Genomic DNA, 22,774 nt, shown 5'->3' with positions numbered 1-22,774 from the left:
GGGGAGAAAAACATGGCTAATCACAGCGACATGCTGATTGTCGGCGCGGGGATTCTTGGTTTGTCCCACGCCTATGCCGCAGCGAAACGTGGCTTGCGGGTCAAGGTCTTCGAGCGCAGCGCCACACCGCTTGGCGCCTCGGTGCGCAACTTCGGTCAGGCGCTGGTTACCGGTCAGCCGCCGGGGGTGATGTTTGATCTGGCGCGGGCCAGCCGCGATATCTGGGGCCAATGGGCGCAGTCAGCCGGTTTGCAACTCAAGCGCAACGGCTCGTACCTGTTTGCCCGCAACGAAGCCGAAGAACAGCTGCTGGAAGCCTTCTGCAGCGGCCGCGCAGTGGCGCACGGTTATCGTGTTGAACTGCTGCGCGGTACTGCATTGCGCGACCTGTACGGGGGCCAGTTCAGCCATCACCGTGCGGCGCTGCACGGACTGGATGACCAGCAACTGTATTCTCGCGAGGCGATACCGGCGCTGATCGAATACCTGCGCCGTGAGTTGGGTGTGGAGTTTCACTTTTCCACGCTGGTTCGCGACATCGAACCCGGGCAGTTGCAGAGCACGGCAGGCACCTTCCGTGGCGAACAGATCATCGTCTGTTCCGGACATGATTATCAGACGCTGCTGGCCGAACAAATTGCTGAGTTGAACCCGCAAATCTGTCGCCTGCAAATGCTCCGCGCGCGGCCGCAGATCAATCTGAATCTGCAACACGCGTTGCTGACCGGCTTGAGTTGCGTGCATTACGGCGCCTTTGCCGATTTGCCGGAAGCTGCGGCGGTGCAGGCCCAGATTCTTCGCGAATCGCCGCACCTGCACGAGCAGGGGATTCACCTGCTGATCAGCCCGACGCCCTATGGTGAGCTGATCATCGGCGACTCTCACCATTACGGCAGTGATCCCTCGCCGTTCAATGCTGAGCGGGTGGACAACTGGCTGATTGACCTGGCCGAGCAAACGCTGGGTTGCAAGGTGCAGGTGCTTGAACGCTGGCAAGGCGTCTATGGTTCTCGCGGGCCTGGGCCGTTCTCGTTCCTGCGCGCGGCCCCGGGAGTGAGCGTGGCGCTGATGCACACGGGGGTGGGCATGAGTGTCGGGCCGGCGATGGCTGAACGTAATGTCGCGACCTTGTTGAGGGAGTTGTGATGAATGACTGTGGGCAGGTCATCGCTGAGGTCTTCGGTTGGTATGAGCAGTTCGGTGACAACGATTACATCGGTGAGTCGGTGTCGCAGATCGAGCACATGTCCCAGGCCGCGCAGCTGGCGATGACCGAGGGTTTCGATGATGAAGTGGTGTTGGCTGCGTTCTTTCACGACATCGGGCATATCTGCGCTCAAGACGCACAGAACATGGGCGGTTTTGGCGTGGTCAGCCACGAGCGCTTGGGCGCGGATTATTTGCGTCGCGCAGGCTTCAGCGAGCGCGTGGCGCGGCTGGTGGAGTATCACGTTCAGGCCAAGCGTTATCTGACCTTGAAAGAGGCGGGGTACTACGACCGACTCAGCGAAGCGAGCCGGCGAACGCTGGAGTACCAGGGCGGGGTAATGACGACTGAAGAGGCCCAAACCTTCGAGCAAGACCCGTTGTGGGCCATCAGCCTGCGGATGCGCCATTGGGATGAACAGGCCAAGGAGATGTGGGTGCCGGTGATCGATCTGCAGGTGTTGAAGGACAAGGCGGGGCGGTTGTTAGGCGCGTAAGCCACCGATCGTTCCCACGCGTGGGAACGATCAGAGTTGCTGCGCCAACACCTCAACCTGTTCCTGGCGCTCCGTCTGGCTCAACCGCGCATGAGGATTGAGCGACGACCACTGCGGATGCGCTCGGGCCTTGTTCAGAGCCTCCGGCAATTTCCCTTCGCGCCAGGTTTTGTCTTGTGGGGTGGCGACCTGGATGCTGTCCATCGCTGCATGCCCGCGCAGATTCAGTGCCTGCAGCAATTGCCGCTGGCGCAAGGCGAGCAGGCGCAGCACGCTGTCGTCGACGGTCAATTCGTGTTGGCCTTTGATCTTGCCAAGCAAGCGACTGCCATAGCTGCGGGCCGTTTGCAGTGCGCCGCCGGCGATTGCCCCGGCTAGTGCGGCGGCGCCCAAGGTCAGGCCGCCCACCAGCAAGTCCACGCCGGCACCGGCCGCCGCACCCGCTGCGATCCCTCCACCCACCCGTACTCCAAGCTGTTTGAGGGTTTCGGGGTTGAACAAGTCATCGCCCCAACGGCCATCGAGCAAGGGCAAATCACTGGCGGCGGCGTCCTGCGGGCGGAAGGCGTAGAGCTTGAGCAGCGCTTCGACGCAACGCTGCTCGCGCTGGCGAATGGTTTTGCGCAGTTCGCTGATGGCGTGCTGTTGTGCATCGGCTTTGCTGACCACGCTGCGTCGGCAGGCAGCGCAATCGATCAATAGTTCAGCAATCAAGCGTGCTGCGCTTTGCTGGCGGGCCAGACGTTGTGCTTGTTGATCGGCAATCAGCCGTTCCAGTTGCCCGCGAGAACTCTCCAGCAGCAGGGCGAGGCTTTCGTAGAGTCGCCGCTCACCGTCTAGCGGTGGCGCGACGCTATCGAAACGCACCAGTGCGTGCAGCCCGAGTCGGGCCAGGGCTTCGCGCCAATCGGGTTCGCGGTGGTTGGTACTACTGACGAAATTCAGTACCGGCAACAGCGGTTTGCCGCAACTGGCCAGCACTTCCAGTTCATCGCGGTACTTGGCCAGTACCGGCTCGCGGGCGTCGATCACATACAGCCCGGCATCCGAGGTCAGCAACTGGCGAAGGACCTTGGCTTCCTGTTCGAAACGCTGGCGCGCCTCGCTGCCGTCGAGAAACCGTGCCAGTCGCGCCGGGCCATCAAGACGTTCGCCGGGGTGTTCCAGGCGTTCCAGGTAGTCAAGCAGGGCAATCGCGTCTTCCAGCCCCGGCGTGTCGTACAGCTCCAGCAAGGCTTCGCCGTCCACCGACAAACGTGCACCTTCGACATGCCGGGTGGTGCTTGGCCGATGGGAGACTTCGCCGAAGCCGACATCGCGAGTCAGAGTCCGTAGCAATGAGGTCTTGCCGACATTGGTGTGGCCGACTACTGCGAGCCTCAAAGGCTTAGTCATGGCCGCTCTCCAGCCAGTTCAACGGCGCGCAATCGGCGAACGGCAATTCCAGCTGTCGCAGGGCATCGTGCCAGTCGCCCAGGCGTTCGGCATCCAGCGCCTGGCCAGGCGGCGCTTGCAGCAGCCAGACGCGGGTCGCTGTGGCGTTGCGCGCCAGTTCGGCGATCAGCGCCAGGCTGCCGCGATCCGGTGAACGGCGCGGGTCGCAAGCAATGGTCAGGCGTGCCGGGGGAAAACGGGTCATTTGCTCCAGCAGCTTTTGCCGGGACTCACGGCTGTCAAGGATGCCGGCGTCTTTCACGGTTTTCGGCAACTGTGGCGGCCACGGACGCTGATCGTCCAGCTCGATGGCCACCAGCAAGGCGCCGTCACTTTCCAATGTGCTGAGGCCACCCTGAACCGCGTGCAATTGTTCGGGGGCGGTATCGTTGACGCCAAGGCGTTCGCTGCTGGGCATCAGGTGTTCGCGCAATTGGCTGTAGCCGGGCAGGTTCAGGTCGAGGTGCAAGGCCGAGCGGCCGGTTTTCCAGCGCGCCAAACAGAACAGCGCGAGAATCAGGCGCGGCAATACTCCGTAGACCACTAGCACACCCACCAGCCACGCGGCCCAGGCTTGCCGGGCGCTTTCGATGTTCAGCGCAGCATCGCCGCTGGCGCGAATCATTTCCACGGTCGGGACGCTGAAGCCCAATAATGCCGGAAGGGCGCCAAGGGTCTGGGTCACGACGACAAAGGTATCGCCACTGAGAATAGTGGTCTCCCAGACGAAACCGTAGCGCCGGGTCGCCATCAGCATCAGCAGAATCGCCAAGGCGCTGAGTAACACCAGCAACCACAGACTGTTGACCAATACGCCGACGACCCAGCGGTTGAGCTTCTTGCGTTGCAGCAACAGTAATAAGGCCGGCGCCAGTTGCGCAGCTTTGGCGTCGCGGGCAAGCTTTTCGCTGAGCCACAACCATAGGCGCCCGAGACTGGCGCCGTGCTCCCCGGCGAACAGCAGACCCAAGGCCCAGCTCAGTAGCAGAATCAGGTTCAAGCCAAGCAGACTGCCCAGGGCCCAGAACACATTGACCGGGACCTGGCCGTCGCCCAGCGCCGCAAACGCCAGACCGGCACCACTGACGATGGCCAGCACCGCCAGTACGATCAACGCCAGTCGCGCGCCTTGCAGCCAATGGCGCAGCGCGCTGGTCAGGCCATCGCGCTCGGCCAGCCACAGGGCGCGGTACTGGATTCGGCTCGGCAGGTCGCCGCCAGCGTTGCGGGCCAGGCGGTTGGCTTCAAGATCTTCCAAAGGGCCTGCGTGTTCTTCGCGCAGGCGCACGGTTTCAGTCAGCCAGAGGTTTTCCAGCGGGGTGAGTGCAGTCACGCGGCATCCCATTGCTCAAGTGAGCCCAGAGCATAACCGCTGTACGTCGATCGGGCACGTTGCGAGCATGCAAGCCTCTGGTATCCTCGCCTCCATGAAAAAAACTCTCCCTCTCAGCCTGATTGCAGCTCTCGGTGAAAACCGCGTGATCGGCGTCGACAACAGCATGCCCTGGCACTTGCCGGGGGATTTCAAATACTTCAAGGCCACGACCCTGGGCAAGCCGATCATCATGGGTCGCAAGACCTGGGATTCCCTCGGTCGTCCACTGCCGGGCCGGTTGAACATCGTGGTCAGCCGTCAGGTCGATCTGCAGCCCGAAGGCGCCGAGGTGTATCCATCGCTGGAAGCCGCAGTGGCCCGGGCTCAGGAATGGGCGCTGGAGCAGGGCGCCGATGAGGTGATGTTGATTGGCGGCGCGCAGCTGTATGAGCAAGGGATGGATCAGGCGGATCGCCTGTACCTGACCCGCGTGGCGCTGAGCCCGGAGGGCGATGCGTGGTTTCCGGAGTTTGATCTGGCACAGTGGAAACTGGTGTCCAACACCGAGAACCCGGCGCTGGATGACAAGCCGGCGTACAACTTCGAAGTTTGGGAACGCGTCTAGGATCGTTCCCACGCTCCCGCGTGGTAACGCAGCCTGTGACGCTCTGTGTCACAGTGGACGCGGAGCGTCCATAGAGGCATTCCCACGCAGAGCGTGGGAATGATCTATCTGATTAAGCCTGCGCCAGCTCTTCTAGGATCGTTCCCACGCTCCCGCGTGGTAACGCAGCCCGTGACGCTCTGCGTCACAGTGGACGCGGAGCGTCCATAGAGGCATTCCCACGCAGGGCGTGGGAATGATCTGTCTGATTAAGCCTGCGCCAGCTCTTCGTGCTCATCGGCATCCAACAGGCTCTTGTCGGTCTGCTGCATGATCTGGCTGGTGATCGCGCCGGCGGTCATCGAGCCGCTGACGTTCAATGCGGTACGGCCCATGTCGATCAGCGGTTCGACCGAGATCAGCAGCGCCACCAGTGACACCGGCAAGCCCATGGCCGGCAGCACGATCAGCGCGGCAAACGTCGCACCACCACCCACACCGGCTACCCCTGCCGAGCTCAACGTCACAATCGCCACCAGCGTCGCGATCCACAGCGGATCCAGCGGGTTGATGCCCACGGTCGGCGCCACCATCACCGCCAGCATTGCCGGATAAAGCCCGGCACAACCGTTCTGGCCAATGGTCGCGCCGAACGAGGCGGCGAAGCTGGCGATCGATTGTGGAATGCCCAGACGACGAGTCTGCGCTTCGATGCTCAGCGGAATGCTCGCGGCGCTCGAACGGCTGGTGAAGGCAAACGTCAGCACCGGCCAGACTTTACGCAAGAAGCGCAGCGGGTTGATCCCGGCCAGTGAGACCAGCAAGCCGTGAACCACGAACATCAGCCCCAGGCCGATGTACGACACCACCACGAAACTGCCGAGCTTGATGATGTCTTGCAGGTTGGAACCGGCGACCACTTTGGTCATCAGCGCCAGCACGCCGTACGGGGTCAGCTTCATCACCAGACGCACCAGACGGGTCACCCAGGCTTGCAGGGTGTCGATGGCATTGATCACTTTCTGGCCTTTGTCGGCATCGTCCTTCAGCAGCTGCAGCGCGGCGACCCCGAGGAAGGCGGCGAAGATCACCACGCTGATGATCGAGGTCGGCTTGGCCCGAGCCAGGTCGGCGAACGGGTTCTGCGGGATGAATGACAGCAGGAGTTGCGGGATATTCAGGTCGGCGACCTTGCCGGCGTAATCGCTCTGGATCACTTGCAGGCGGGCCATTTCCTGGGTGCCAGCGACCAGGCCATCGGCAGTCAGGCCGAACAGGTTGGTCAGGCCGATGCCGATCAGCGCCGCGATGGCGGTGGTGAACAGCAGCGTGCCGATGGTCAGGAAGCTGATCTTGCCCAGCGAGGACGCGTTGTGCAGACGGGCCACGGCACTGAGGATCGAGGCGAACACCAGCGGGATCACGATCATCTGCAGCAATTGCACGTAACCATTGCCCACCAGATCGAACCAGCCGATCGAGGCTTTCAGGGGCGGGCTGTCCGAACCATAAATGGCGTGCAGCGCGACGCCGAAGATCACACCCAGCACCAGGGCGAACAGGACCTTCCTGGCCAGGCTCCAGGTGGTGTGACGGGTTTGTGCCAGGACCAGCAGTAAGGCGAGGAATACCAGCAGATTGAGGACCAGCGGCAAATTCATTGAGGCTCCGATAAGACTTGTGCCAATCGCGTTCCAGGGCGATTGCGAACCGGCAAGCCTAACAGCTTGATATCTAATGAATTAATACCTGGATGGAATGATCGCTGTCGTTTTTGGAATAAGCCGCTGACGCTCAAACGAATGTCGATGACGTGATCTGGACGCAAGCCGTCGTGCGCAGGAGAGAACTGTCATATGGATTTGTTAGCGTCGATGACTTTCATTCAGGGAGAAAATGAACATGAAGCTCGCTCCGGGGTTGTTTGCCGCCGCGCTGTGCCTTGGCCTTGCCGGCCAGGCCTTTGCCACCGAGTTGAAACACTGGCCAGAGGCTCAGGCCAGGCAACTGGACGCGATGATCGCGGCCAATGCCAACAAGGGTAACTTCGCGGTGTTCGACATGGACAACACCAGTTACCGCTACGACCTGGAAGAGTCCTTGTTGCCGTTCATGGAAAACAAGGGCCTGATCACCCGCGAGACACTCGATCCTTCCCTGAAGCTGATCCCGTTCAAAGACACCGCCGACCACAAGGAAAGCCTGTTCAGTTACTACTACCGCCTCTGCGAAGTCGACGACATGGTCTGCTATCCATGGGTCGCGCAAGTGTTCGCAGGCTTCACCCTCAAAGAACTCAAAGGCTACGTCGATGAGATGATGGCCTCCGGCAAGCCAGTGCCGAGCACCTATTACGACGGCGATGTGGTCAAGACCATCGACGTCCAGCCGCCAAAGGTCTACACCGGCCAGGCCGAGCTGTACAACAAGCTGATGGAAAACGGTATCGAGGTCTATGTGATGACCGCCGCCTCTGAAGAGCTGGTGCGGATGGTCGCCGCCGATCCGAAGTACGGCTACAACGTCAAGCCACAGAACGTGATTGGCGTGAGCACGCTGCTCAAGGATCGCAAGACCGGCGAGCTGACCACCGCACGCAAGCAGATCACCGCCGGCAAATATGACGAGAAAGCCAACCTGGGCCTGGAGTTGACGCCTTACCTGTGGACCCCGGCCACCTGGATGGCCGGCAAACAGGCAGCGATCCTGACCTACATCGACGAGTGGAAAAAACCGGTTCTGGTGGGTGGCGATACTCCATCCAGCGATGGTTACATGCTGTTCCACAGCGTTGACGTGGCCAAGGGTGGTGTGCACCTGTGGGTCAACCGCAAGGACAAGTACATGACTCAGCTCAACGGCATGATGACCAGGCATGCTGCCGCTCAGGCCAAAGAAGGCCTGGTGGTGACGGCGGACAAGAACTGGGTGATCGTCAAGCCTGAAGATATTCAGTAGGTACTGGATGATCGTTGGATGATCGTTCCCACGCTCCGCGTGGGAATGCAGCCCGTGACGCTGCGCGTCACTGGACGCAGAGCGTCCCTTGAGGCATTCCCACGCGGGAGCGTGGGAACGATCAGCCCCGCACTTGGCGGGGCATTTTTATTCAACGGCTAAGCAATCACAGACCGTCGAGCATCGCCTTGTTACGCACCGCGCCTTTGTCGGCGCTGGTGGCGAGCAGGGCATAGGCCTTCAATGCGGTGGTCACTTTACGTGGACGCACTTCGACCGGTTTCCAGCCTTTCTTGTCCTGTTCAACCCGGCGCGCCGCCAGTTCTTCATCGCTGATCAACAGGTTGATCGAGCGGTTCGGGATATCGATCAGCACTTTGTCACCGTCCTGTACCAGGCCGATTGCACCGCCGGCAGCGGCTTCTGGTGAAGCGTGGCCGATGGACAGGCCCGAGGTGCCGCCGGAGAAACGGCCGTCGGTGAGCAGGGCGCAGGCTTTGCCCAGGCCTTTGGATTTCAGGTAGGACGTCGGGTACAGCATTTCCTGCATGCCCGGGCCGCCTTTCGGGCCTTCGTAGCGAATGATTACGATGTCGCCTTCCTTCACTTCGTCGGCGAGGATGCCGCGTACGGCGCTGTCCTGGCTTTCGAAGATCTTCGCGTTGCCTTCGAAGACGTGGATCGACTCATCGACGCCGGCGGTTTTTACCACGCAACCGTCCAGGGCAATGTTGCCGTACAGAACGGCCAGGCCGCCTTCTTGCGAGTAGGCGTGTTCGACACTGCGGATGCAGCCGTTTTCACGGTCGTCGTCCAGGGTTTCCCAACGGGTCGACTGGCTGAACGCGGTCTGAGTCGGGATGCCTGCAGGACCGGCCTTGAAGAAGTGATGCACGGCTTCGTCGGTGGTCTGGGTGATGTCCCACTTGGCGATGGCTTCTTCCATGCTGCGGCTGTGTACGGTCGGCAGGTCGGTGTGCAGCAGACCACCACGGGCCAGGGAACCGAGAATGCTGAAGATCCCGCCTGCACGGTGCACGTCTTCCATGTGGTACTTCTGGATGTTCGGCGCGACCTTGCACAATTGCGGTACATGGCGGGACAGACGGTCGATGTCGCGCAGGTCGAAATCGATCTCGGCTTCCTGGGCCGCAGCCAGCAAGTGCAGAATAGTGTTGGTGGAACCGCCCATGGCGATGTCCAGGGTCATGGCGTTTTCGAACGCCTTGAAGTTGGCGATGTTGCGCGGCAACACCGATTCATCGTTCTCGCCGTAGTAGCGTTTGCACAGTTCGACGATGGTGCGGCCGGCTTGCAGGAACAGCTCTTCGCGGTCGCTGTGGGTGGCCAGGGTCGAACCGTTGCCCGGCAAGGCGAGGCCCAGAGCTTCGGTCAGGCAGTTCATGGAGTTGGCGGTGAACATGCCGGAGCACGAACCGCAGGTCGGGCAGGCGCTACGCTCGTACTCGGCAACCTTCTCGTCAGAAGCGCTGGAGTCGGCGGCGATCACCATGGCATCGACCAGGTCGAGACCGTGGCTGGCCAGTTTGGTCTTGCCGGCTTCCATCGGGCCGCCGGAAACGAAGATCACCGGAATGTTCAGGCGCAGGGCGGCCATCAGCATACCGGGGGTGATCTTGTCGCAGTTGGAGATGCAGACGATGGCGTCGGCGCAGTGGGCGTTGACCATGTACTCGACGGAGTCGGCGATGATCTCGCGGCTCGGCAGCGAATAGAGCATGCCATCGTGGCCCATGGCGATGCCGTCATCCACGGCGATGGTGTTGAATTCCTTGGCGACGCCGCCAGCCCGTTCGATTTCCCGGGCAACCAGTTGGCCCAGATCCTTCAGGTGCACGTGGCCCGGTACGAACTGGGTGAAGGAGTTGGCAATGGCGATGATCGGCTTCTTGAAGTCGTCATCTTTCATCCCCGTGGCGCGCCACAGGGCGCGAGCACCGGCCATGTTGCGGCCGTGGGTGGATGTTTTCGAGCGGTAATCAGGCATGGAGCACTCCGGGCGGCTAATCGGGTATCAAAAGGGAAGTGAGCTTCTATTGACGTCTGGAACACACAGAAATGGCCGTGTGCCCGGAAGATGCCGATAACGCTGCGGGATCGCCGCGCGCCTCAGCCTGAGCTCATAAACCCGCCGGGGGATGACTGGCGATGAATCTTGTGATTCTACACCGCTGGCGTCAGGAAGGAATGGTGCGATGACGGGACGTACGTACGCCTTCCCTTGTAGGAGCGAGCTTGCTCGCGAAAAACGTTAACGATGACGCGGTGTACCTGATATGCCGCGGCGCCTGTTAATTTTTCGCGAGCAAGCTCGCTCCTACAGTTAGAGCCAGATGGCATCCCAAAGCGGATAGTCACCAATATGAATGACCAATCCGGCTCGTAGGGGATTGGCAACGATGCATCGGGCCATGGTTTTTAGATCTTCCTCCCGGCGCAGTGCTCGGTTGAAATAGCCTTTTTGCCATACAGGTTCATGGCTGTTTCTTGCTTTGTTGATGGCCCGGGCGCAGCGGGACTTGGTTGCTTGCATCAATTTGGGCAAGTCGCCGTTATGCAACTCAACCAGCCAGTGAATGTGATCTGGCATGACCACCCAGGCAACGGAGTCAGCGGCACCGTCTTCTTGAGCTTTTCTGAATTCGTTCACGACCAGGCGGCCAATGCTCCAATCGTGGAAGAGCGGTTGGCGCAAATGAGTGACGGCGGTGAGCAGATAAATGCGTCCGGAGTCCGAGAAACGGCCGGTGCGTAAGCGATGGGCATGAGGTGTTTTGGACATTCCGTTGTCCTCCCTGTGGCTGGAAGAGCAACGTTACGTGAGGCAAGGAGGATAGTCTTTTTGACAGTAGATCTGGATGTGTCTGCCTGAGAGCATCGCGAGCAAGCTCGCTCCTACAGGTGATCGGGTACCCCTGCAGGAGCGAGCTTGCTCGCGATCAGCCGCGAAGCGGCGCTGCCTTAGCTGTTAGGCAGCAACCGGCAGGTAATGCTCTTGATGTAGCGCGTTTCGGCAATCGCCGGGTGCACCGGATGGTCCGGCCCCTGACCACCGCGTTCGAGCATCTGGATATTGCGGTCCAGGTGACGGGCGCTGGTCAGCAGGATGTTTTGCAGATCGTCTTCCGGCAGGTGCATGGAGCACGACGCGCTGACCAGAATGCCGTCCTTGCTGAGCAGACGCATGGCTTGCTCGTTCAGGCGACGGTAGGCGCCTTCGCCGTTCTTCAGGTCTTTCTTGCGTTTGATGAAGGCCGGTGGGTCGGCGACGATCACGTCGAAGCGTTCTTCGCTGGCTTTCAGTTCTTTCAGGGCTTCGAACACGTCGCCTTCAATGCAGGTGACTTTCTCGGCGAAACCGTTCAACGCAGCGTTGCGCTCGACGCCGTCGAGGGCGAAGGACGAGGCGTCGACGCAGAACACTTCACTGGCGCCGAAGGCTGCGGCTTGCACGCCCCAGCCACCGATGTAGCTGAACAGATCGAGCACGCGCTTGCCCTTGGCGTACGGAGCGAGGCGGGCGCGGTTCATGCGGTGGTCATAGAACCAGCCGGTTTTCTGGCCTTCCATGACCGGCGCTTCGAACTTCACGCCGTTCTCTTCCAGGGCAACCCACTCCGGCACCAGACCGAAGACGGTTTCGACGTAGCGGTTGAGGCCTTCGGCATCACGGGCCGCGGAGTCATTCTTGAACAGAATGCCGCTTGGCTTGATCACTTGGGTCAGCGCCGCAATCACGTCGTCTTTATGGGCTTCCATGGTCGCCGAAGCGATCTGGACCACCAGAATGTCGCCGAAACGGTCGACCACCAGACCCGGCATCAGGTCGGAATCACCGTAGACCAGGCGATAGAACGGCTTGTCGAACAGGCGCTCGCGCAGGGACAGGGCCACGTTGAGGCGGTGTACCAGCAGCGACTTGTCCAGCGGCAACTTGATGTCACGGGACAGCAAGCGTGCGCAGATCAGGTTGTTCGGGCTCATGGCGACGATGCCCAGCGGCTTGCCGCCGGCGGCTTCCAGAACCGCTTGATCGCCTGCCTTGAAACCGTGCAGTGGGGTGGCGGCTACATCGATTTCGTTGCTGTAGACCCACAGGTGACCGTTGCGCAGGCGACGGTCGGCGTTGGCTTTGAGGCGCAGGCTTGGCAGGGACATGACGTCGCTCCGGAAAAAAGAGCGGGAGTATAGCGCGTTGTGTAAAGAATGGCCGCGCGGGCAGATGTACTGTAGGAGCCGCCGGTCGACGCTCCTATAGAAAGCGGGCGCTGCTTCGGGTGTTGGAGGTGTCGGGTCGGACTTTATAAGGGTTAGAATCGTTGCTTGGCCCATATGCCAGAGCCAGCGCGCAATGCCGTGGTCGGCTATTTATTGATCTGAGAGCGCCATGCCTGAACTACCTGAAGTCGAAACCACCCGACGCGGTATCGCACCGCATCTGGAAGGCCAGCGCGTCAGCCGCGTGATCGTCCGTGACCGCCGCTTGCGCTGGCCCATTCCGGAAGATCTTGATGTGCGTCTGTCCGGGCAGCGCATCGTGACGGTCGATAGACGTGCCAAGTATCTGCTGATCAATGCCGAGGTCGGGACGTTGATCAGCCATTTGGGGATGTCGGGGAATTTGCGGCTGGTGGAGGTCGGCATGCCGGCGGCCAGGCATGAACATGTGGATATCGAACTGGAATCGGGTCTGGCTTTGCGCTACACCGACCCTCGGCGTTTTGGGGCGATGCTCTGGAGTCTTGATCCGCTCAATCATGAACTGCTGATCCGGCTGGGGCCGGAGCCGTTGACCGACCTGTTTGATGGCGAGCGGCTGTTCCAGCTATCGCGCGGGCGCTCCATGGCGGTAAAGCCGTTCATCATGGACAACGCGGTGGTGGTGGGAGTGGGCAATATCTACGCGACCGAAGCGCTGTTTGCGGCAGGCATCGATCCGCGACGCGAAGCCAAGGGCATTTCCCGGGCGCGTTATCTGAAGCTGGCTATCGAGATCAAGCGCATTTTGGCTCATGCCATCGAGCGCGGCGGCACCACATTGCGCGACTTTATTGGTGGCGACGGCCAGCCCGGCTATTTCCAGCAGGAATTGTTCGTCTACGGTCGTGGCAATGAACACTGCAAGGTGTGTGGCACTGGCCTTCGTGAGGTTCGTCTGGGGCAGCGCGCCAGCGTCTATTGCCCGCGTTGCCAGAGCTGACGAAACCGCACGATCATCTGAAGTTTACGCCTTGCCAGTAATGATCTTGTACTTGGCCATTAGCTGTTCTTCGGTTTCCGGATGGGCTTCATCCAGCGGGATGCAGTCTACCGGGCAGACCTGCTGGCACTGCGGTTCGTCGTAGTGGCCGACGCACTGGGTGCACAGGTTCGGGTCGATCACGTAGATCTCTTCGCCTTGCGAGATGGCGGCGTTCGGGCACTCGGGTTCGCAGACGTCGCAATTGATGCAGTCGTCGGTGATGATCAGGGACATGGGGCACTCCTGCCGGGGCGGCTGGCCCAGGCATCTGAAAACTAATGCTGCAATTGTGCCGCATTGGCGCCCGCAGTGCACGCGGGCGCGATGGGCTGTTTCCTGACTACTTCTTGAAGCGCAGGGTCAGGGCGTCAGCGACGGCCGGGTGGACGAACTTGGCAATATCGCCGCCCAGGGCGGCAATTTCACGAACCAGCGTCGAAGAAATGAACGAATAACGCTCTGACGGGGTGAGGAAAAGGCTTTCCACATCCGGCGCCAACTGGCGGTTCATGTTGGCCAGCTGGAATTCGTATTCGAAGTCCGACACCGCTCGCAGGCCACGCAGGAACACATTGGCGTTCTTTTCCTTGGCAAAGTGCGCAAGCAGCGTGGAGAAACCGACGACTTCAACGTTCGGTATATGTTTGGTGACCTCGCGGGCCAGCTCCACACGCTGTTCCAGGGGGAAAAGCGGGTTTTTCTTCGGGCTGGCGGCGACGGCAATGATCACATGGTCGAACAGGCGCGCGGCGCGTTCGACCAGATCGCCATGGCCCTTGGTAATCGGGTCGAAGGTACCTGGGTACAACACTCGGTTCATCGCGTCGTCCTGGCGGGAGTCCGTTGGGGAGTCGGATGGTATCGCAGCCTTCCCGGTCGGCCAAGTCGCCTTTGGGGGAAGAAAGCACTATAGACGATACGAATAATGTGCTTTTTCACGAGTTTTTTAAACGCTCGGCCAGTGAAGTGGCCAATTGCGCCGTCAGTCCGTAGACCGACAGCTGCGGGTTGGCGCCAATGCTGGTGGGGAACAACGAGCCATCGTGGATCGACAGATTGCCCAACTGATGATGCCGGCCGAGGCTGTCGCAGACGGCATTTTTCGGGTCTTCGCCCATGGCGCAGCCGCCCATCACGTGAGCGCTACCCAGGCGCGTGCGATACAACTCAAGGCTCAGACCGTCGATCAGCGTGCGGGCTTGCGCCAGGGTTTTTACATAACGGGCATCGTTGTGCAGGGGCATGACTTCCTTTGCGCCGCCGGCGAACTGGATTTGCGCCATGCTGTGGAAGGCCCGGCGCAGGCCATCCCAGGCATAAGCTGATACCTGATAGTCGAGCACCGGTGTGCCATCACCGCGCAACTCGACACTGCCGCCGGGGCTGTCGGGGTGAAAGCCATCACGCAGTAGCGCGAGCATGGCGTGGGTGTGGGGCAGTTGTTCCATGCGCAGTGCGTTGTCGGAACCGAAACCGCCGAACAGGGTGCTGGCCAGCGCCGGGTGCAGCGGGGGGACTTCCAGCTTGTAGGACATTTTGCCGGTAGTGCCGTCCTGCCATTGAAAATGGTCGGAATAAATCGATTGGGGCGCGCCGTAGAACGGGTTGATCACGCCGTCGAAATGCCCGGCAGACATGTTTACCAAGTGTAGGAAGGTCCGTTTGCCGAGCCGCTCATGGGGGTCGGGCGCCTTGGAACGCAGCAGCAACGCCGGGCTGTTGATGCCGCCGCCGGCCAGAACATAGTGCCGTGCCTTGACGGTGATGCTGCGCCCGGTCGGCGCGACACAGCGTGCGTCCATGGCCACGCATTGCAGGCCAGTGACCTTGTCATCTTTGATCAACAGATGTTCGGCACGGGCCAGATATAGCAGTTCGCCGCCTTTTTCCAGGGTTGCCGGAATGCTGGTCACCAACATTGATTGTTTGGCGTTGGTCGGGCAGCCCATGCCGCAATAACCGAGGTTCCAGCACCCGCGAACGTTGCGCGGGATCACATGCCAGCTGTAGCCGAGCTTTTCGCAGCCATTCTTGATCACGTCGTTGTTGGCATTAGGCGGTACCATCCACGGCGCGATGCCCAGGCGCTTCTCCATTTTCTCGAACCAGGGCGCCATCTCGGCAGGGCTGTGGCCTTTGACATTGTGTTCTTTGGCCCAGTGCTCAAGGGTCGGCTGCGGGGTTCGAAAGCTCGAAGTCCAGTTGATCAACGTCGTGCCGCCGACCGCGCGGCCTTGCAGGATGGTGATCGCACCGTCCTTGCTCATGCGGCCGATGCCTTCCTGATAGAGGCTGGCGTAGGCTTGATCTTCCAGCATCTTGAAGTCGCTGCTGGTCTTGAGCGGGCCTTCTTCGATCAGCAGCACCTTGTAGCCGGCGGCGCTGAGAATCTCTGCCGTAGTGCCGCCGCCGGCACCGCTGCCGATGATCGCCACGTCCGCTTCCAGCGTCAGGTCCTGCTCCAGTTGCGAGCCGTCATGGGTTTTCCAGCCACGGGCCAGGCCCTCGCGAAACAGATCAGGTACGGGCATATCAGGTGCTCTTGTTTTTATGGATTAAACGAGGTGGCCGCTAAGCGGCCAATCGCGAGCAAACTGTTGTGGTCCAGTTTTTTTTGGACCAGTCCGTAGGAGCGAGGCTTGCCCGCGAATGGGGCACTGCAAATCTCAAACCTTCGGCGGCCCCGGATACCCGCAGTGCGCCCACGATTCGGTGCGACCGTACCAGGCCATCATCACCAGTTGCACAAGCGAGCTGTGGCCCATGCGCAGCAGGCTCAACGAGCTGTTTTCCCAACGCTTGAGAAAGTGCCGGATGTCATTGACGCTGGCGTTCTCCCAACTGCCCCAGATGCCGGTCAATGGCCCACGGGTGATGGCCATGCCGAGCACATCGAACAGTTGCCGGGTCAGCTTGAGCATTTCCGGCGACAGGTGATCGAGACCGCGATCCAGGCTTTGCAAGGTGCCGTCGATGGCCACAGGCATTTTCTCGACGGTCACGGCACCCTCGAGCATCACCGGGATCAGTGCCCGTAGAAATGGCAGGTCGCTGCTGCGCAGAATCGCAAAACCGCTGGCCGGGGTGCTGGCCGAGCAGCCGCTGAGGCTGGCGCCAAGCCCGGCAGTGGCGAGGAAGGCACTGGCGCACAGGCCGAACTTCAATAGACCGCGTCGTGACAGCTCGGGTGATTCAGACAGGCTTGGGTTCATTATTGTTATTACCCGACAGCAATGTGGTTAGCGGACAAACAGCTTCTGAATCAGCTTCTGGATGGATTTTCCGTAAGGCGGGTAAATCAATTTCGCCGCATTCAGCCGCTGCTTGGTCAGCACGCCCTTGGCCTTGCTGAACGTCAGGAAGCCTTCACGGCCGTGGTAATGGCCCATCCCCGATGCGCCGATGCCGCCGAACGGCATATCGTCTTGAGCGACGTGCAGCAGGGTGTCGTTGATGCAAACACCCCCTGAGTGGGTTTCGTTGAGCACGCGGCTTTGTTCTGCCTTGTCGTAGCCGAAGTAGTAGAGCGCCAGCGGACGCGGTCGTTGGTTGATGTAGGTAAAGGCTTGATCCAGGCCGGTGTAGGGGACGATGGGCAGCACCGGACCGAAGATTTCGTCCTGCATTACGGTCATCTCGTCGTTGACGTTCAGCAACAGGCTGTGGCCCATGCGTCGACCCTGACCCTGGTCGAACAGCGGGATCAGCAACGCGCCCTTGCTGGTGGCGTCGCTGAGGTAACCGTTGAGCCGTGCCATTTGTCGGTCATTGATGATCGCGGTGTAGTCCGGGTTGTCTGCAAGCTTGGGATAAAACCCGCGAACGGCCTTGCGATAGGCTTCGATGAAGGCGCCAACGCGGTCCTCCGGCACCAGCACGTAATCCGGAGCGACACAGGTTTGTCCCGCGTTCAGGGTTTTGCCGAAGGCGATGCGTTCAGCGGCATCCTTGAGCGGTACGTCGGCGGAGACAATGGCCGGCGATTTGCCGCCCAGTTCCAGGGTCACGGGGGTCAGGTGTTCTGCCGCGGCGCGCATGACATGCTTGCCAATGCTGGTGGCGCCGGTAAACAGCAGGTGATCGAAGCGTAGTCTGGAAAACGCCATGCCGACTTCGGCTTCTCCCAATATCACGCAGACCAGATCTTCTGGAAAGACCCGAGCCAACAATTCCTTGAGCAATTGCCCGGTGGCCGGCGTCGACTCGCTGAGCTTGAGCATCACCCGATTACCGGCGGACAACGCGCCGACCAAGGGGCCGATGGCGAGGTAAAGCGGATAGTTCCACGGCACGATAATCCCGACCACGCCCAGTGGTTGATAGATGACTTTGGCCGAGGCGGGCTGGAAGGCTGCGCCTACTTTGCGTCGGGACGATTTCATCCAGCCTTTGAGGTGTTTGCTGGCGTAATGAATGCCGTGCAGGCTGGGCATCAGTTCGGCAAGCAAGGTTTCATCGGCGCTGCGGTGGCTGAAATCCTGGCTGATGGCGTCGATCAATGCCTGGCGTTCGTCGCTCAATACATGACGCAAGGCCTTGAGCCATTGCTGGCGTTGCGCCGCTGGCGGCATTGGGTGGGCCGCATAGGCCTGGCGCTGGGCGGCAAACAGCCTGTGGAGCTCATCCAGTTGCGGTTGAGAGTCTTGCAGATAGGCAATGTCGGCAGGCATGGATGGCTCCGATTTTTATTCGAGAGACTTGCTTTTAGAGTCTATGCTCTAAAATGTCAAATGACATCACTCGACAGCTTTGATTTATCCGATTCGGGATAGGTCGTAAGATGCTCGGCAACGCACTCTGAATTAAAGCCCAAGCCCATGGCCCCACGGATAAAAACCAGCGAGCGCATCGTCCAGAACAGCCTTGAGCTGTTCAATCAGCAGGGCGAGCGTAGCGTCAGCACCAACCACATCGCGGCCCACATGGAAATTTCCCCGGGCAACCTGTACTACCACTTCCCCAACAAGCAGGCGATCATCGCCGTGCTGTTCAGTGAGTACGAAAACCTGGTGGACAGTTTCCTGCGCCCACCCCAGGGCCGTGCGGCTACGGTCGAAGACAAACGCTATTACCTGCAGGCGCTGCTCGCCGCCATGTGGCGCTACCGATTCCTGCACCGAGACCTCGAACACCTGCTCGACAGTGACCCGGAACTGGCCGCTCGCTACCGACGTTTTTCCCAGCGCTGTCTGATCCAGGGCACGGCCATTTACGAGGGCTTTGTCGAGGCCGGAATCCTGAGCATGGGCAGGGTCCAGATTGAATCCCTGACCCTCAACGCGTGGATCATCCTCACCTCTTGGGTGCGCTTTCTCTGCACCACGCGGGAAAATTCCACGCATCTGAGTGAAGAGGCCATCAAGCGCGGGGTCTATCAGGTGTTGGTACTGGAAGCCGGATTTGTCACTGACCAGGCTCGGGAGGCAGTGACTGCGCTGTTCGATGAGTTTTATGTGCCGCTGGCGCAGGCACTGGAAGAAGTGCAGTAGGATCAACCACAGACTTAATCACAGGAGCCCGTTATGCCCATTGCGCAATTGATCAGCCCTCAAGCTCTGGACTTGAAAAAGGAGCAGGCCGGGCTGGTGATTCTGGATTGCCGTTTTGCCCTGGAAGACCCGGACTACGGCCAGCGCAGTTATGCCGAAGGGCATATCGCCGGCTCATCTTTCGCCGATCTGGAGCGTGACCTCAGCGGTCCTGTGATCAAGGGGGTGACCGGTCGCCATCCGTTGCCGGATCCTGAGCAGCTTACTGAGCGTTTGCAGGCCTGGGGTATCAATGCCGAAAGTGAAATTGTGCTGTATGACGATGGCCCCGGTGCATTTGCCGCACGCGCCTGGTGGCTGCTGGCCTGGCTGGGCAAGCGCGACGGTGTGTTCATTCTCGATGGCGGCTTGAAGGCCTGGCACGCGGCTGGTTTGCCGTTGAGTCTGGACGCGCCTGATACACGCCCCGGCAGCTTTGCAGGTACACCAGACGACTCGCTGCTATTGAGTGCCGAACAACTGCAAAAGCGCCTCGGCCAGCCAACCCTGACCTTGCTCGATGCTCGCGCCCAGCCGCGTTTCCGTGGCGAGGTGGAGCCGATCGACCCCGTGGCCGGGCACATCCCCGGCGCACAATGCGCGGCGTTCAGCGAAAACCTGGGTGGCGACGGGCGTTTTCTCCCGGCAGACCAGCTCAAGCAACGTTTCGCTGCGAAGCTGGGTGACCGCTCGCCGAATGAACTGGTGGCCTATTGCGGTTCCGGCGTGACGGCTTGCCATAACCTTTTTGCGTTGTGCCTGGCAGGTTATCCGCTGGCCAGTCTGTATGCAGGATCGTGGAGTGAGTGGATTACCGATCCCAAGCGTGGCATCGCCAAGGGCGATTGAAGATAACGATCGTTCCCACGCTCCTGCGTGGGAATGCATCCAGTGACGCTCTGCGTCACATCAACGGCGGACGCAGAGCGTCCCGGGCGGCATTCCCACGCGGAGCGTGGGAACGATCACTAGACTGGCAATTGCCCCATCATCCAGCGCAACAAAAAGAACACCAGCAACCCGCCTCCAATGGTCGCCAGCAAATGCCGGGTCAACGCGGCAATGGCAATCGCGACCAACCCCGCCAACAGGTACGCATTACTCAGGTTCAGCGCCCAATGCTCACCATCGGGCAGCAACATGCCGGGCACTACAATAGCTGTCAGCACCGCTGTCGGCACATAGTGCAAACCCTGGCGCACCAGCGGCGGGAAGCTCAGATTTGGCCAGGCGAACAAGCTGTAGCGCAGCACAAAGGTAATCGCGGCCATGCCGAAAATCAGCCACCAGTAACTCATGAGTGCAACTCCTTGCCAGTCTGAGTCGCCAATCGTCGGCGCTCCAACACTGCGCCCACCGCAATCCCGCTGAAGGCGGCTGCCATCAGTCCGAGTTTGTAGGGCCAGCCATAGGTCACCAATGCTACGGCGCCTGCCGCCAGTGCGGCAGCAACTTGTGGTTTATTGCGCAGCAACGGCACGACGATGCCGATAAAGGTCGCCAGCATGGCAAACTCCAACCCCCAGCTCGCCAAGTCCGGCACGGCCTGACCGAACAGCACACCCACCAGTGAACTCGACACCCAGCACACATACAGCGAACTGGTGACGCCCAGCCAATACCAGTGCGCAAGCGGGCGATCACCGTGCAGCAGATAGAAGCGTTGAACCACTGCGAAGGTTTCATCCGTCAGCCAAAACGCCAACAACACTCGCCAACGCTGCGGCAACTGGCTGACATGAGGCTGCAGGGTGGCGCTGTAAAGCACGTGGCGCAGATTGACGATAAAGGTCGTCAGCAGAATCACCACCGCACTGGCACCCGCGCCGAACAGGCTGATGACGATAAATTGCGCGGAACCGGCGTAGACGAATAGCGACATACCGACCGCTTGCCATAACGTCAGGCCAGCGGCGCCGGCCAATGTGCCGAAGATCAGCCCGAACGGCAGAATGCCCACGGCCATGGCAAAGCTGTCGCGGATACCTCGGGAATAAAGCTGTTTGCGGGTCATCAAGACTCTCCTTGTTGCCCGCATCTTAGGCAGCTCAGGAAAAGTCTGTCTTGAACGATCTTGCGCTTGCGGTCCGATAAGCCCCCGGCCCGACGCCATAGACTTGCTTGAACTGCCGGCTCAGATGGCTCTGGTCGGCGAAGCCCAATTGCGTCGCCACTTCCAGCGGCAGGCAGCCTTTGCGCAACAATGCCCGCGCTTGAGCAATGCGCTGCTGCATCAGCCAGGTATGTGGCGGCATGCCGGTTGCCCGGCGAAACACTCGGGCGAAATGAAAGGGTGACAGGTTAACCGCAGTGGCCAGTTCCTCGAGGGAGGGCGGCGAGGCCAGTTGCGATTGCAGCAGCTCTTTGGCCTGGACGATGGCGCGATGTTCCTGCCCTGGCTTACCGGGCGTGGGCACTCCCGCGTGCCGTTGCAGCAAAGACAGCATCATTTCCCGCCAGACTGTCTGCTGTTGCAGCGCCGTGGCCGGGCTTTCCAGCAACCGGTGCAGCTGGCAGAAGCCGCTCACCAGGTCCGGATCGCGATAGAGCGTGGCACCGAATGCCGGAAGGCTGTTGGCCGGGAGTTCGAGCTCGGCCAGCAGTGAGAGAATCTGCTCGTTGTCTGGATAAAAGGCCCGATACAGCCACCCGTCATCGGTACCTTTGTGGCCGGTGTGCAATTCGTCCGGATTGATCAGCACCAATGTCCCGGTGCCCGCCAGATGTTCTGCGCCGCGATAGCGATAACGCTGGGCGCCGGCCATGATCAGGCCAATGACATAACCATCATGCACATGGGGTACAAAACGGTGCTCGATGTAGCGGGCGGCCAATAACTCGACACCGGCCAGCGGCGCGGCTTGCCAGAAGCGGATCGACTCGCCCTCGGTGTTCATCATCGCTACCTGTGACCTGCACCGGTCAGCCAATGCGGGATACGGCGTTCCAGGTAGTAGCCGGGTTTGTGCAGGGTTCCGTCGACAAAACCGACATGCCCACCCTTGGTCTGCAATTCAAACTGCGTGCTCGGTGACAGCTCTTCAGCCTGCGGCAAGCTGTGGAGGGATACGAACGGATCGTCAGCTGCCTGAATGATCAGGGTCGGTGTGCGGATGGCCCCGAGAAAATAACGACTGGAGGCGCGCCGGTAATAGTCTTCGGCATCCAGAAACCCATTCAGTGGCGCGGTGACCCGGCCGTCGAAATCCCAGAAAGTCCGCAAGTTGTCCAGCGAGCCGAGCCCGTCCAGGGTGGCCAGGCCTTCGTGGCGGCCGTCATGCAGGAATCGCCGTTGCTTGTTTTTGATGTAGGCCAGCATCTCGCGCATGAAATGCGCCTGATAAACCCTGGAAAAACCCTGGCCGATACGGTCAGCGCACTGGTCGAGACGAAAGGGTACCGAAACCGCCACGGCGCCCAGCAGCTCGCTGTCGTGGCCGGTTTCCCCCAGATGTTTGAGCAGCACATTACCGCCCAGCGAATAGCCGACTGCATACAACGGAGCCAACGGCCGTTGGGCCCGCAGATGGCTGATCGTTGCCGCGAGGTCTTCGCTGGCGCCGGAGTGATAGCTGCGTGGCAACAGATTCGGTTCGCCCGAGCAGCCGCGCCAGTTCAGCGCCACGCTGGCCCAGCCTCGAGCTGCCAGCACTTTTTGCAACCCGGCCACATAGGGCGAATTTGAAGACCCGGTCAGTCCGTGCAACACCAGCACCAAGGGGGCATTGGAGCTATGAGGGCCATGCCAGTCGAGGTCGAGGAAGTCGCCATCTTCAAGCCAGAGTCGTTCACGTTGCCGGTCGAGATGAGTGGTTTTGCGCCACAGTGGGCCCCACAAGGTTTGCAGGTGCGGGTTGCCCAGGCCAAAGGCGGGGGTGAAACGATCTGACGGTGTGGGCACGATTTTTCTCGGTGCACAATTGCGTACCCAAGGTCTGTCAACAGACCCCGGGTATGAACCTTTTTCAG

22 protein-coding genes are annotated in these 22,774 nt (G+C 60.6%); 7 read left to right on the top strand and 15 right to left on the bottom strand.

All coding sequences use genetic code 11. The features are described from left to right. Nucleotides 1-12: 12 nt before the first annotated feature. Nucleotides 13-1,146 (top strand): TIGR03364 family FAD-dependent oxidoreductase, encoded by a 1,134-nt coding sequence (locus tag AC07UI_RS01255; protein WP_494990751.1) that lies wholly within the window; start codon nucleotides 13-15, stop codon nucleotides 1,144-1,146. Further along, nucleotides 1,146-1,703 (top strand): phosphonate degradation HD-domain oxygenase, encoded by a 558-nt coding sequence (locus AC07UI_RS01250; protein WP_494990750.1) that lies wholly within the window; start codon nucleotides 1,146-1,148, stop codon nucleotides 1,701-1,703. The genes AC07UI_RS01255 and AC07UI_RS01250 overlap by 1 nt, the downstream gene beginning before the upstream one ends. A gap of 30 nt (nucleotides 1,704-1,733) precedes the next feature. Here AC07UI_RS01250 and AC07UI_RS01245 read toward each other — a convergent pair whose 3' ends face one another. Both AC07UI_RS01245 and AC07UI_RS01240 read right to left on the bottom strand, forming a co-directional pair. Then, nucleotides 1,734-3,098, bottom strand: a complete 1,365-nt coding sequence (locus AC07UI_RS01245) for a GTPase/DUF3482 domain-containing protein (RefSeq protein ID WP_494990749.1) — start codon at nucleotides 3,096-3,098, stop codon at nucleotides 1,734-1,736. Next, entirely contained in the window at nucleotides 3,091-4,470 is a 1,380-nt protein-coding gene (locus AC07UI_RS01240; RefSeq protein ID WP_494990748.1) for a DUF2868 domain-containing protein, read from the bottom strand. Before AC07UI_RS01240 ends, AC07UI_RS01245 begins: the two co-directional genes overlap by 8 nt. 94 nt (nucleotides 4,471-4,564) lie before the next feature. On the opposite strand from AC07UI_RS01240, the gene AC07UI_RS01235 reads away from it, so the two are divergent. After that, nucleotides 4,565-5,077 carry a dihydrofolate reductase gene (locus AC07UI_RS01235; RefSeq protein ID WP_494990747.1) on the top strand — a complete coding sequence of 171 codons (513 nt, stop codon included), beginning with the start codon at nucleotides 4,565-4,567 and terminating at the stop codon, nucleotides 5,075-5,077. 248 nt (nucleotides 5,078-5,325) lie between these two features. On the opposite strand, the gene AC07UI_RS01230 is transcribed toward AC07UI_RS01235, so the two are convergent. Further along, nucleotides 5,326-6,717, bottom strand: a complete 1,392-nt coding sequence (locus AC07UI_RS01230; RefSeq protein WP_494990746.1) for an L-cystine transporter — start codon at nucleotides 6,715-6,717, stop codon at nucleotides 5,326-5,328. A 241-nt stretch (nucleotides 6,718-6,958) separates the two neighbouring features. Between AC07UI_RS01230 and AC07UI_RS01225 the strand changes: the two genes are divergently transcribed. Beyond that, entirely contained in the window at nucleotides 6,959-8,014 is a 1,056-nt protein-coding gene (locus AC07UI_RS01225; RefSeq protein WP_494990745.1) for an HAD family hydrolase, read from the top strand. A 166-nt stretch (nucleotides 8,015-8,180) separates the two neighbouring features. Here the strand turns inward: AC07UI_RS01225 and ilvD are convergent, their stop codons facing one another. From ilvD to AC07UI_RS01210, 3 genes are all read right to left on the bottom strand, one after another. Beyond that, nucleotides 8,181-10,022, bottom strand: coding sequence for a dihydroxy-acid dehydratase (ilvD, locus tag AC07UI_RS01220; RefSeq protein ID WP_494990744.1), 1,842 nt, complete (start codon nucleotides 10,020-10,022; stop codon nucleotides 8,181-8,183). Nucleotides 10,023-10,358: 336 nt separating this feature from the next. Further along, the gene (locus AC07UI_RS01215; protein ID WP_494990743.1) at nucleotides 10,359-10,817 is read right to left on the bottom strand and encodes an REP-associated tyrosine transposase; all 459 of its coding nucleotides are present in this window, start codon (nucleotides 10,815-10,817) and stop codon (nucleotides 10,359-10,361) included. A gap of 179 nt (nucleotides 10,818-10,996) precedes the next feature. Then, nucleotides 10,997-12,193 carry a class I SAM-dependent rRNA methyltransferase gene (locus AC07UI_RS01210; RefSeq protein WP_494990742.1) on the bottom strand — a complete coding sequence of 399 codons (1,197 nt, stop codon included), beginning with the start codon at nucleotides 12,191-12,193 and terminating at the stop codon, nucleotides 10,997-10,999. A 229-nt stretch (nucleotides 12,194-12,422) separates the two neighbouring features. On the opposite strand from AC07UI_RS01210, the gene mutM reads away from it, so the two are divergent. Then, nucleotides 12,423-13,235 (top strand): bifunctional DNA-formamidopyrimidine glycosylase/DNA-(apurinic or apyrimidinic site) lyase, encoded by an 813-nt coding sequence (gene mutM, locus AC07UI_RS01205; protein WP_494990741.1) that lies wholly within the window; start codon nucleotides 12,423-12,425, stop codon nucleotides 13,233-13,235. Nucleotides 13,236-13,259: 24 nt separating this feature from the next. Here mutM and AC07UI_RS01200 read toward each other — a convergent pair whose 3' ends face one another. The 5 genes from AC07UI_RS01200 to AC07UI_RS01180 all read right to left on the bottom strand — a co-directional run bounded on the left by AC07UI_RS01200 (nucleotide 13,260) and on the right by AC07UI_RS01180 (nucleotide 17,947). Next, the gene (locus AC07UI_RS01200) at nucleotides 13,260-13,511 is read right to left on the bottom strand and encodes a YfhL family 4Fe-4S dicluster ferredoxin (protein WP_489069174.1); all 252 of its coding nucleotides are present in this window, start codon (nucleotides 13,509-13,511) and stop codon (nucleotides 13,260-13,262) included. A 106-nt stretch (nucleotides 13,512-13,617) separates the two neighbouring features. Beyond that, the gene (gene coaD / locus AC07UI_RS01195; RefSeq protein WP_494990740.1) at nucleotides 13,618-14,097 is read right to left on the bottom strand and encodes a pantetheine-phosphate adenylyltransferase; all 480 of its coding nucleotides are present in this window, start codon (nucleotides 14,095-14,097) and stop codon (nucleotides 13,618-13,620) included. 115 nt (nucleotides 14,098-14,212) lie between these two features. After that, nucleotides 14,213-15,808, bottom strand: coding sequence for a GMC family oxidoreductase (locus tag AC07UI_RS01190; protein ID WP_494990739.1), 1,596 nt, complete (start codon nucleotides 15,806-15,808; stop codon nucleotides 14,213-14,215). Between the two features lie 135 nt (nucleotides 15,809-15,943). Next, nucleotides 15,944-16,489, bottom strand: coding sequence for a twin-arginine translocation pathway signal protein (locus tag AC07UI_RS01185; protein ID WP_494990738.1), 546 nt, complete (start codon nucleotides 16,487-16,489; stop codon nucleotides 15,944-15,946). 27 nt (nucleotides 16,490-16,516) lie between these two features. Next, nucleotides 16,517-17,947 (bottom strand): coniferyl aldehyde dehydrogenase, encoded by a 1,431-nt coding sequence (locus AC07UI_RS01180; protein ID WP_494990737.1) that lies wholly within the window; start codon nucleotides 17,945-17,947, stop codon nucleotides 16,517-16,519. A gap of 147 nt (nucleotides 17,948-18,094) precedes the next feature. On the opposite strand from AC07UI_RS01180, the gene AC07UI_RS01175 reads away from it, so the two are divergent. Further along, entirely contained in the window at nucleotides 18,095-18,766 is a 672-nt protein-coding gene (locus tag AC07UI_RS01175) for a TetR/AcrR family transcriptional regulator (protein ID WP_494990736.1), read from the top strand. A gap of 33 nt (nucleotides 18,767-18,799) precedes the next feature. Next, entirely contained in the window at nucleotides 18,800-19,654 is an 855-nt protein-coding gene (locus AC07UI_RS01170; protein WP_494990735.1) for a sulfurtransferase, read from the top strand. Between the two features lie 119 nt (nucleotides 19,655-19,773). Here AC07UI_RS01170 and AC07UI_RS01165 read toward each other — a convergent pair whose 3' ends face one another. From AC07UI_RS01165 to AC07UI_RS01150, 4 genes are read right to left on the bottom strand one after another with little or no spacing between them, the layout of a single operon-like run. Then, nucleotides 19,774-20,103, bottom strand: a complete 330-nt coding sequence (locus tag AC07UI_RS01165) for an AzlD domain-containing protein (protein ID WP_494990734.1) — start codon at nucleotides 20,101-20,103, stop codon at nucleotides 19,774-19,776. Beyond that, entirely contained in the window at nucleotides 20,100-20,819 is a 720-nt protein-coding gene (locus AC07UI_RS01160) for an AzlC family ABC transporter permease (RefSeq protein ID WP_494990733.1), read from the bottom strand. Before AC07UI_RS01160 ends, AC07UI_RS01165 begins: the two co-directional genes overlap by 4 nt. Before the next feature lie 34 nt (nucleotides 20,820-20,853). After that, entirely contained in the window at nucleotides 20,854-21,705 is an 852-nt protein-coding gene (locus AC07UI_RS01155; RefSeq protein ID WP_494990732.1) for an AraC family transcriptional regulator, read from the bottom strand. Between the two features lie 2 nt (nucleotides 21,706-21,707). Continuing rightward, nucleotides 21,708-22,706, bottom strand: coding sequence for a hydrolase (locus AC07UI_RS01150; protein WP_494990731.1), 999 nt, complete (start codon nucleotides 22,704-22,706; stop codon nucleotides 21,708-21,710). Between the last annotated feature and the right edge of the window lie 68 nt (nucleotides 22,707-22,774).

Source organism: Pseudomonas sp. GW821-FHT04C07 (assembly GCF_059420325.1).
Note: the sequence above shows the minus strand (reverse complement) of the source record. Positions and strands in the feature narration are given on the sequence as shown.